Source organism: Clostridium sp. HV4-5-A1G (assembly GCF_900184915.1).
In the GTDB taxonomy this organism is placed as follows: domain Bacteria; phylum Bacillota; class Clostridia; order Clostridiales; family Clostridiaceae; genus Clostridium_B; species Clostridium_B aromativorans.
Genome location: NZ_FXYI02000124.1, coordinates 1 through 10,880, shown reverse-complemented (window position 1 = coordinate 10,880; position 10,880 = coordinate 1). Strand labels below are relative to the sequence as shown.

Sequence of the window (10,880 nt, the reverse complement as noted above, 5' to 3'; positions counted from 1 at the left end):
GATATATGTGTTATAATTAAAAATATTAATAGATATTTAAAGAGATGATTTTTTACAATTAAAAAGGTTAAAAGTTACAGGTTTTAAAAAATTAATAGGGAAAGCGGTAAAAATCCGCTGCAGCCCCCGCTACTGTAAATAGGGATGAAATCATATATATTTGCCACTGGAAATATTTTTCCGGGAAGGTATTGAGATTAAAATGAACTATGAGCCAGGAGACCTGCCTGTAAATTTTTTGATAAATAAGCCTTCGGAGGGAAGTGGTTGTTTATATATGAATTTTGTTTGTATATAACCATAGCAGAAAAGGCTATGGTTTTTTGCTTTGGATTGCAGCAAGATTCTGACAAGAAGGCATCAAGGAAAACTAGATAACACCAGCTATCAAAAGTCAATAGGAAGAGAGGAATGGAATATGAAAAAGACAAAAATATTTTTATTGGTATTGGTTATTGTAATGGTTACATCTGTATTTGCCGGATGCGGCAAAAGTGTTAATAGTGAAAATGGCAGCAGCAATCAAGTCGATACGGAACAGAAAAAAATTAAATCGGCGTCTGAATATGGCGTGACACTTAATAAAACCAGTGTAGTATTTACAGATGCCAGAGGGAAAAAAGTAACTATAAAAAAGAATCCCAAAAGAGTTGTCTGCCTGTATAATTCTTATCTTGATATTTGGGACAGCTGCGGTGGAAAAGTAATAGGAAGAGTTCAAGAAGCTGAAGAAAAGCCTGTTAAAAATGCCGAATCTGCCCAGGTTGTTGGAACTCCAGGGTCTCCAAGTTTGGAGAAGATATTGGCACTGAAGCCGGATTTGGTCATAGCAACTGACGAGTTCAAAAATCAGGCAGCAATGGTACCGGTGTTGGAACAAAATAATATTCAAGTTATCGCTTTAGCTAATACCTATTTAAAGGATTATTATATGACACTGAGACTTTTTAGTGGAATTACCGGAAGAGAGGATTTGTATAAAGAACATATTGATGAGGTAAAGAAAAATGTAGATAAAATAATAACAGAAACTCCAAAGGATAAAAAATATAAGGTTTTAATAATATTTGCCACGGCCAAAGATATTACAGTCAGAAACTCCCATTCAATGTTGGGGGAAATGCTTAAAGATCTGCATACAGTGAACATATCGGATGCAGAGGCAAATTCATCTGAGGCAAAGGTATTTAGCATGGAAAAGATAATACAGGAGAATCCGGATTTTATATTTGTACAGACTATGGGAAGTGACAAAGAAAAGATAATGGAAAAGCTAAAGGAAGATGTGGAGGATAATCCGGCATGGAATTCTCTTTCTGCTGTGAAGAACAAAAGGTATATAATTCTTCCTAAAGATTTATATTTGTACAAGCCAAATGCAAGGTATGCCGAAGCTTATGAAGGATTGGCAAAGATACTTTATCCCCATGTATTCAACAAAACAAATTAAAAAAGCCCGCAGTTTTGATATGAAGGATATAAGGCTTTTTGACTGGAACAATTAATACTGAGGAGAATAGAAAATGGTTAAGGGCAATATAACAACTCAAAGGATTGGAAAAAGATTTATTTTATTGATTTTTATAGTTGTATCTATTATCAGTTTTTTTGTAAGTGTAGGGAATGGAGCCGTAAATATAGGTCCCAAAGAAATAGTGAATGCGGTATTCTTTGAAAAATCCACAGTAAATTATCAGATAATATGGAATGTCAGACTGCCCAGAACCATAGTGGCTGCTCTTGTTGGAACCTGCCTTGCACTGTCGGGATCCATACTGCAGGGTGTTATGAGAAATCCATTGGCGGGACCGAATATTATAGGAGTTTCCTCCGGAGCAGGACTTATGACACTGATAATTCTCATACTTTTTCCGGATTTTTATCATCTGGCACCTTTGGGGGCATTTGCAGGTGCACTGATGGCTACTCTTTTTATATATTTTTTAGCCTGGAGAGAAGGAGTAGCACCAACAAGACTGATATTAGCCGGAGTTGCCGTCTCTTCTCTGTTGGGAGCAGGGACAAATGCACTTATGACATTTTATCCAAACAAAGTGGCGGGAATTATAGGGTTTATGGTAGGAGGGCTTTCGTCAACTACATGGAAGCAGGTAAATACCTTATTTCCCTATGCCTCTGTGGGTATTATTCTACTTTTACTGATGCCCAACAAATTGAACATATTGATGATGGGGGATGAAGTAGCTACAAGTCTTGGATTGAATGTAGAAAGAACCAGGTTTGTCTTTATCGTGATCTCCTCCCTGCTGGCCGGAAGTGCAGTAAGTGTTGTAGGCCTTCTTGGATTTGTAGGACTTATAGTACCGCATATGACGAGGCTGTTTATTGGTTCGGATTACAGATATTTGCTTCCATCGGTTATTTTTACAGGGGCTGCTATGGTCATGCTGTGTGACACCCTTGCGAGAGTGATGTTTGCACCTATGGAGATACCTGTGGGAATTATAATGTCAGCTCTGGGAGCTCCTTTTTTTCTGTATTTGCTTAGAAGAAAGAGAGGGTATTGATATGGAATTGAAAGTTGAAAATCTAAAAGTGAATTATGGAAATAAGATAGTTGTAAAAGACATCAGTTTTGATATACATTCTGGAGAAATAGTTACAATTATAGGGCCCAATGGCTCCGGAAAATCAACTTTAATTAAGGCTGTAGGCAGATGTTTAAAACCTGCAGGAGGTAATGTATATTTAGATGGAACTGATATCAGAAATATGAATACCAGGGCCGTTGCACAGAAGTTGTCCATACTTCCGCAGATGAAAAACATAGCCTCAGATATATCTGTGGAAGAACTGGTGTCCTACGGCAGATATCCGCATTTGAAATTCAGAAGAAGACTTGACAGAGAAGATATGGATATAATAGATTGGGCACTGGAGAAAACCGGACTTGTCCCCTTGAGACAGAGGTTTGTTACAACCTTGTCCGGAGGAGAAGAGCAGAGAGCGTGGCTGGCCATGTGTCTGGCTCAGAGGCCTGAAGTACTTTTGCTGGATGAACCCACTACATTTCTTGATATATCCTATCAGATGGAAATTCTGGAATTAATAAAGGAATTAAACGAGACACTGGGCTTAACTGTGATCATGGTTCTGCATGATTTGAACCAAGCTGCAAGATATTCAGATACAATTGTTGTTATAAAGGATGGTAAGCTGTGGGACATGGGAATGCCGTATAAAATAATAAAAAAGGAATTGCTAAGAAAAGTTTTTGGAATAGAAGCTGACATATATGAGGATAAGATAAATAAATGTCCATTTTTTATTCCTAAAAATGTTATTATTTAAGTTGGAATGAGCCTTTTATACACTTTTAAATAAACCCATAGGGCATTTATTAAAAGCAATGTTCCTGTAATGAAAAATACATATCTGATGCCTAAACAGGCAGATACTTGTCCTCCTAAAATCGAACCTCCAAACACTCCCAGGTATTGGGCAGAAATATTAAATCCGAAAATTCTACCAGTGAGAAAGTCTGGAGTGATTTTTTTGATCATTACATTTACAGAAGGATTAAGCCCTCCCATTACCAATCCAAGTAAAAACCTGAGTCCCATAAGCTGCCAGGGATCTTTTACAAATGCCTGTGGTATGAAAATCAATCCAGCGGCTATAAGTGATGTCAACATGATCTTATGGGTTCCAATTTTATCTGAAAGTTTTCCAAGCCTTGGGGCAGCGATTATATTTGCAAGACCTGAGGCTGAAAATGCCATTCCGGCAATCAATGCCACATGATTCATATTATGGGATAATTGAGTGACATATATCGTTATAATTGGCTCAGCAGAATATAACGACATAGTTAATATAAAAGATGTCACAAACATTATAGCAGTTAAATTTTTGTAGGGTATGCTGTCCCATACTTCCTTGATCTTCAATATTTTATTATTTTGACGGGTGAAAGATTCCTTTACAAATAAAGCCGTTATAATGAATGCAATCAGAAGTAGTGCACCTGTTATAAAAAATACATTTTTAGGGCCAAAGTTTTCTTCTATGAAACCGCCGATTACCGGTCCAAGTAAGGAACCTGCTATATTCGCCGTTGAAAGTGTACCTAGAGCCCAACCTGCATGTTCATTGTCCGTCTGAGTTGCAATCAATGTAGTGCAAGCCGTACTATAACCAGTTATAACGCCTTGCAGCAGCCTCAATCCTATAAGTTCATATACATTATGCACAAATCCCATGCTTCCTATAACTATTGCCATGCCGAGACTTGCGCGAAGGAGCATTGGTTTTCGACCGAATTTATCGGCAGCATGACCCCAGATTGGTGAAAAAATAGCTGATATTATAAAAGTAGCACCAAATGCAATTCCTGAAAACTGTTCAATTAAAGAGGTATTGTAAATACCCAAATTTCCTATATATAGAGGTAATACAGGAGCAATTTGACTCATTCCTATACCTGTCACAAACATTCCAAACCAGCAGACAACCAGATTTTTTTTCCACAATTCCATATAAATATTACCCTTTCTTTTCGTACTATATGATATAATAATAAACTATAATTTATAATTTATCAAATAGTAGTATAGTTTAAAGTTGATAAACCTTCATAGTAATGCTAAACTATGCTTATCCAGACGTGTAACAAGTATCTATCTCCGATTTTAAGAAGTTGGAGTATTAGCAATGGTAGCGTTCGGATAAATAAACGTATGGGGAGAGATATTTATGCAAAAAAGGAACCTAACTGGCGAAAAGATAATTAAGGCTGCTTTTGCATTGGCTGAGGAGATCGGCTTTGATAGAGTTACTTTTCAAAAAATTGCAGATAAACTGCATATAAAATATCCATCTTTATATAATCATTTTGATAATATGGATGCTCTTAAAACAGAGATGACAGTATATGTTATTCGCATATTGAATTTTAAATTAATGCAGGGACTGGTAGGTAAAAGTGGAGAGGATGCAATCAGGCAATTTGCCCATATTTATCGGGATTTTGCTTTTGAAAACAGGGAGGCTTATAAACTTTTCATGAATATTCCCAGCACGAAAAATAAAGAAATAAATTGTATGGCAAGAGAAACCATGAGCATTATTAAAAGCATTTTAAATTTTTATATAGATGATAGGGTGATTTTAGTCCATAAAAGTCGTGAATTAAGAAGTATTTTGCATGGATTTGTATCATTGACTTTTCTTGGATATTTTCAGCATAAACCTGATGTAGAAGTAGAAGACAGCTTTGAATTTATGATAGATGATTTTATTTTTTCTATCGAAAACGGCAAATCACCAGATTGTAATTGATGGTATCATTTGGATTTATGACACTGAATGGTATAATTAATTTAGAACAGTAAAATTATTATGTTTTACATTCAATATTGATGGTGAGGTAAAGTCAATGTACAGATTATTGCTGGTAGAGGATGACAGTGCCCTTGCAGCGGGAATAGAGTTTACTTTAAAAGATGAAGGATATGAAGTCCTAACAGTGTCAACAGTTAAAGATACAAAGAAAATAATGGAGGATAAAGAGTTCCATCTTATTATTCTAGATATAAATCTGCCTGATGGAAGCGGGTATGATCTGTGTAAATACATAAGGAGCAAAAGTGACGTTCCCATAGTGTTTCTGACTGCTCTTGACGAGGAAGTAAATATTGTGCTTGGTTTGGAAATTGGTGGAGATGACTATATAACCAAACCATTTGGGGTGAGAGAGCTTTTGTCTAGAATAAAGGCTATAATAAGAAGAAATTATAAAAGGGAACCTTCAGGCAGCATGTTTCAGAGCGGAAATATAACAGTAGACACTACAAGCGCTCTGGTGAAAAAGGGAGACAAAAAGGTGATGCTTACAGCACAGGAGTATAAGCTGCTTCTTATATTTTTAAATAACCCTGAAGTTCTCATGAAGAGGGATGAGATATTAAACGGCCTTATTGAAGGTGAAAAATCCTTTTTTGACGAGAATACACTGTCGGTCTATATAAGGAGAATAAGAGAAAAAATAGAAGATAATCCAAGGGAACCCCAGTATATAGTTACACAGAGAGGTATGGGTTATATATGGAATAAAAAGGTCAACAAGGAGTAATTGATATGAGAAGATATTTTATAAATCCCGAGCTCAGGAGAAGTACGACAATTCTCTTGATTTTAAATGTGTTTTTTATGACGGCTGTGCTTTTAAATTTAAAAATGTATCATTATAATCTCAAGCAGGATTATGTACTAACTTTTGGAGCCGTAACCGAAAGGATATACAGGAATAATCCTGAAATTGCCAGGGAAATAATACCTGTTATTACAGCTGGGGCGGATGAAGAAGAGGCTCAAAAGGGGAAACATATATTAGAACAATATGGGTTAAGCGAAAAATTGGAAAATGAACTTTTCCCATATATTAATAAATCTGCACTCAGGGAAAATTTAAATATAATCCTGATATTTATAAGTATGCTGATTATATTTTTTTTGCTTAACTATATTCAGTATGGATATTTTTATGAGAGAATAAGAAGGTTAAATTTTGGTGCAAAGAAAATAGTGGAAGGGGATTATGACATATCAATAGGTGAAGATAGAGAAGGGGATTTTTCAAAACTTTCCGTTTCATTCAATTCAATGAGGGAAATTATAAGAAATAATCTGAATGAGCTTAAAAAAGAGAAACAATTTTTGGTTGAACTTCTGTCTGATATATCCCACCAGCTTAAGACACCTCTTTCTTCTATGATAGTTTACAATGATATTTTGCTTAACAAACAGCTTTCAAAAGAGCAGTCGAGAAACTTCCTCATAAGCAGCAGGAACCAGCTTTACAGGATGAACTGGCTTATTAAGAGCATATTGAAACTGGCAAGGCTTGATGCTAGGGCAATAGAATTTCATATGAAGGGGCAGAGTCTGAACGAAACAATAAAATATTCTATAGAGGCTCTTGAAGAGAAAATAGTATCGGCAGGTGTACAGGTGAAATTCCATGAAGAGGGAGAAATAGTATTTTACCATGACAGACACTGGCTTTGTGAGGCTCTTATAAATATAGTTAAAAACTGTGTAGAACATACTCAAAGAGGAGGTAAAGTAGATGTATGTGTGATGGAAAATCCAATTTATAAGAGAATCACCATATCGGATAATGGGGAGGGCATAGGTGAAAAAGATCTTCCCAACATATTCAAGAGATTTTATAAAGCCAGAACCTCAAAAAGCAGTGATTCCATAGGAATAGGTCTGGCACTTTCAAAATCTATATTGGAAGCCCATGATGGAATTATAAACGTTCAGAGCAAACTTGGAGCAGGAACTACTTTTAGGATCACGTTTTTGAAGTACTAATGGGGGTATTGATATACCCCATGTGTTTTGCTTTCCTGAATTTTTTCATTGAGTTCATTTAGATAAGTCCACCTGTCAATTTTTTTATCCAGCTCTTTTTTCAAAGCCTCTTTTTCAGCTGTGAGTTTTTCGAGAAATATATAATCAGAAGATGCCTCCTCCATTTCCCGTTCTTTTTCAGATATGGCATTTTCCAGATTTTCGATTATGCCGTCTATTTCATTGAATTCCAGTTGCTCTTTATAGGTAAACTTTAACTTCTTTTCTCGAGTATGGGTGTGAATTTTTTTCGCCTTATTTTCTTTAATATTTCCACCTGAAATTTCATTTTGCTTTTTTCTCTGCATCTGGCGAAAATAGGAATAGCTGCTGGTATACTGGGAGATCCTGCCGTGACCTTCGAAAACAAACAGCTTGTTGACTATTTTATCGAGGAAATATCTATCGTGGGATACGGACACAACAGCTCCTTTGAAATTCTGAAGGTAGTCCTCCAAAATAGTCAGGGTTTCTATATCAAGATCGTTTGTGGGTTCGTCTAGAAGAAGCAGATTGGGATATTCCATGAGCACTTTTAAAAGATAGATACGTCTTCTCTCCCCGCCGGAAAGTTTCCCAAGAGGAGTCCACTGAACCGAAGGTTCAAAGAGAAATTTTTCCAGTATCGCCGAAGCACTTATTTTTTCACCGCTTTCAGTATCGGCATATCCCGAGGTATTTTTTATATACTCGATGACCCTTTGATTCATATCCATGTCGGGTATTTCCTGGGAAAAATATCCTATTTTAATTGTCTCACCTATATCTATACTCCCGCTGTCAGGCAAGATCTTTTCACTCAATATATTCATCAGAGTGGATTTACCGCAGCCGTTTGGCCCTAGTATACCTATTCTATCATTATTCAGTATATTATATGAAAAATTCTTGACAATTATTTTATCTCCGAAACTCTTGCTTATATTATCTATGTTTATCACTTTTTTGCCTATCCTCGAACTTTTGATGTCTATGTCCAGTTTTGGATCTGATGTTATATGTTTCTCTGATGTTAGATTTTCAAATCTTTCTATCCTTGCTTTTTGCTTTGTACTCCTTGCTTTCGCACCTCTCCTTATCCAGGCAAGTTCCTTTTTAATAAGGCTTTTTCTCTTTCTGTCATCTGCATTTTCCCTTTCCAGTCTCTCTGCCTTTTTCTCCAGAAAGGTGCTGTAATTTCCCGTATAGCTGTATAAATTTCCATGGCTAAGTTCAAATATCCTGTTCGTGATTTTGTCCAGAAAAAATCTGTCATGGGTCACCATGACAAGTGCACCATTAAATTTATCCAAAAGATCTTCCAGCCATTCTATGGTTTCATCATCAAGGTGATTTGTAGGTTCATCAAGTATCAAGATATTTGAAGGAGTTATGAGCGTGGAAGCCAGAGCTATTCTCTTTTTTTGCCCTCCTGAAAGTGTGGATACTTTTGCGTCAAAATCAACAATACCCAATTTTGTAAGTATGGTTTTGGCCTTGTTTTCAATCCCCCAGGCATTTTCTGACTCCATTTTGGAGTTGAGATCAAAGATACTGTTTTGAAGCTCTGTATTGTCCGGATCTTTTTTAATTAGACCCAGGACGGCCCTGTATTTTCTTAAAAGTTTCATTACCGAGGAATTTCCTCTGAAAATCTGTTCCAGTACTGTGGCATCACTGCTGCTGAAATCGCAATTTTGAGGAAGGTAACCCAGGTCACATTTATTTGCCCTTATAATTCTGCCCCTGTCAGGTATTTCAAATCCGGAAAGAATTTTTAAAAGAGTGGATTTACCCGTGCCGTTGGCACCTATTATACCTATTTTGTCCCCCTCATTTATTCCAAGACATATATTTTCAAGCAGTATTTTTTCACTGTAGTTTTTACATATATTTTCTGCAGTCAATAGATTCATTATTACACATCCTTTGCCCTATTATTATAACATGAGTTGATGACAAATGTGGTATAATCATTATGGTTGCGTAAAAATTGCTGAAAGATGGTGATAATAAAATGAAAAACGAAAAAATTGTAGAAAAATTTTTAAGTATTTGTGTTATTGCAATTATATTGTTTTCAGCAGTAGGATGTTCGGATTTCAGCAGTGATAACAAAAATGAGGATAAATCCAGGCAAGTACTTGTTTCTGGGGACAGTGATGATCACAATAGTACAAGCTATGAATCCAAGACTTCGGTGCAGCTGGAAAAAGCAGTGGTGAGCAGGCATATAGATGGAGATACGGTATATGTGAGGTTGGAGAGCGGGCAAAATGCAAAAGTAAGACTTATAGGTGTCAATACTCCTGAGAGCACAACTAAGCATGAGCAGTATGGTGAAGAGGCAAGCAGCTATACAAAATCAAATCTTTTAGGGAAAACCGTATATTTGGAAAAGGATGCAGGGGATACGGATAAATATGGAAGACTTTTAAGGTATGTATGGCTGTCTCAGCCGGAGAAAATAAATGAAAGTGAGATTAGAAATAAAATGTTTAATGCTATACTGGCTGTGAATGGATATGCGCAGCAGATGACCATTCAGCCCAATGTAAAATATGCAGATTACTTTAGAAAATTTTGCAGGGAAGCCAGAGAAAACGACAGGGGTCTGTGGTCTGTAAATTCCGGTGGGACTACACGGGGAGACAGTGTAGGGGATACAAAAGGTAAAAGTATTTCATCAGAGAGGAGCTCAAGTGTAAAAGACAGTGATTCTTCTGACCACGGATCCATAAAGGGCAATATCAATTCAAAGGGTGAAAAAATATATCATATGCCAGGAGATAGTTATTATGACAAAACCAATCCTGAAGCATGGTTTAATACGGAAGAAGAGGCACAAGCTGCAGGATATAGAAGGTCAAAATAATAATATTTTAGAGTGAATTAAGGCATATGTGTTTAATAGGACATTGTGAAAGAATATGCGAAAAAAGGATAGAACTCCAACTTCATGAGTTGGAGTTCTATCTTAATATGAATGTATTTTTAAATATACTATTTTGTACAATTATATGATGTTGAATCAACACCTGAGCAGATGGATTGAATAAGTTTTGAACAATCATATTTTACGCCATCGATAGTTACACAATTATTTGAATCTGCTGATTTACAGACTGTTTCGTAATTTTTACAGGAATTATTGTTTACAGGACTGGCGTGAACTGTTGTAGCCACCCCAGCGTTTACTAATAATGGTGCTGCAACTATTAAAGATGAAAATATTTTATGCTTGATTTTTAACATTTTAAATCCTCCTAAATTTTGTTATATTGTATTTTTTAGTTCACTTTTCAATTGAAGTGCTGTTAAAAGTGATTTTAGAAATTACAACTAATAACTTATGCTGATCAGCTCCTTAATCAATATTTTTGGGAATTTAGGCTTGTCTATATTCTAACAGTCTTTTCAAACTATATCATTATTAAATTGATGGCTATAATAGTAAAAAAATAATTGAAAACAAATTTGATCATTTTATAGAATAAAATAGTAAACTAAGAATATATTTT

General features: G+C 35.8%; 10 protein-coding genes and 1 riboswitch. Of the genes, 7 read left to right on the top strand and 3 right to left on the bottom strand.

The annotated features are described in order from the left end of the window. The first annotated feature begins 61 nt into the window (after positions 1-61). Positions 62-245: riboswitch (cobalamin riboswitch) on the top strand. Positions 246-418: 173 nt separating this feature from the next. The 3 genes from J5G60_RS12780 (at position 419) to J5G60_RS12770 (ending at position 3,312) form a co-directional block, all read left to right on the top strand. Beyond that, positions 419-1,450 carry an ABC transporter substrate-binding protein gene (locus tag J5G60_RS12780; RefSeq protein WP_150355816.1) on the top strand — a complete coding sequence of 344 codons (1,032 nt, stop codon included), beginning with the start codon at positions 419-421 and terminating at the stop codon, positions 1,448-1,450. Positions 1,451-1,523: 73 nt separating this feature from the next. Beyond that, positions 1,524-2,528 carry a FecCD family ABC transporter permease gene (locus tag J5G60_RS12775; protein ID WP_150355815.1) on the top strand — a complete coding sequence of 335 codons (1,005 nt, stop codon included), beginning with the start codon at positions 1,524-1,526 and terminating at the stop codon, positions 2,526-2,528. 1 nt (position 2,529) lies between these two features. Then, positions 2,530-3,312 carry an ABC transporter ATP-binding protein gene (locus J5G60_RS12770; RefSeq protein WP_150355814.1) on the top strand — a complete coding sequence of 261 codons (783 nt, stop codon included), beginning with the start codon at positions 2,530-2,532 and terminating at the stop codon, positions 3,310-3,312. On the opposite strand, the gene J5G60_RS12765 is transcribed toward J5G60_RS12770, so the two are convergent. Further along, complete coding sequence (locus J5G60_RS12765) at positions 3,309-4,499, bottom strand: multidrug efflux MFS transporter (RefSeq protein WP_150355813.1); 1,191 nt, start codon at positions 4,497-4,499, stop codon at positions 3,309-3,311. The two genes, J5G60_RS12770 and J5G60_RS12765, sit on opposite strands and share 4 nt — an antisense overlap. A gap of 217 nt (positions 4,500-4,716) precedes the next feature. On the opposite strand from J5G60_RS12765, the gene J5G60_RS12760 reads away from it, so the two are divergent. From J5G60_RS12760 to J5G60_RS12750, 3 genes are all read left to right on the top strand, one after another. After that, positions 4,717-5,301 carry a TetR/AcrR family transcriptional regulator gene (locus J5G60_RS12760; protein ID WP_150355812.1) on the top strand — a complete coding sequence of 195 codons (585 nt, stop codon included), beginning with the start codon at positions 4,717-4,719 and terminating at the stop codon, positions 5,299-5,301. Positions 5,302-5,398: 97 nt separating this feature from the next. Then, the gene (locus tag J5G60_RS12755) at positions 5,399-6,094 is read left to right on the top strand and encodes a response regulator transcription factor (RefSeq protein WP_150355811.1); all 696 of its coding nucleotides are present in this window, start codon (positions 5,399-5,401) and stop codon (positions 6,092-6,094) included. 5 nt (positions 6,095-6,099) lie between these two features. Further along, a complete protein-coding gene (locus J5G60_RS12750) occupies positions 6,100-7,341 on the top strand; it encodes a HAMP domain-containing sensor histidine kinase (RefSeq protein ID WP_150355810.1) in 1,242 nt (413 codons plus the stop codon). Here the strand turns inward: J5G60_RS12750 and J5G60_RS12745 are convergent. Further along, the gene (locus J5G60_RS12745) at positions 7,338-9,275 is read right to left on the bottom strand and encodes an ABC-F family ATP-binding cassette domain-containing protein (RefSeq protein WP_150355809.1); all 1,938 of its coding nucleotides are present in this window, start codon (positions 9,273-9,275) and stop codon (positions 7,338-7,340) included. The two genes, J5G60_RS12750 and J5G60_RS12745, sit on opposite strands and share 4 nt — an antisense overlap. A 101-nt stretch (positions 9,276-9,376) precedes the next feature. Between J5G60_RS12745 and J5G60_RS12740 the strand changes: the two genes are divergently transcribed. Then, on the top strand, positions 9,377-10,234 hold the full coding sequence (locus tag J5G60_RS12740; protein ID WP_150355808.1) for a thermonuclease family protein: 858 nt from the start codon (positions 9,377-9,379) through the stop codon (positions 10,232-10,234). 128 nt (positions 10,235-10,362) lie between these two features. On the opposite strand, the gene J5G60_RS12735 is transcribed toward J5G60_RS12740, so the two are convergent. Further along, entirely contained in the window at positions 10,363-10,614 is a 252-nt protein-coding gene (locus tag J5G60_RS12735) for a hypothetical protein (RefSeq protein ID WP_150355807.1), read from the bottom strand. Positions 10,615-10,880: the final 266 nt, after the last annotated feature.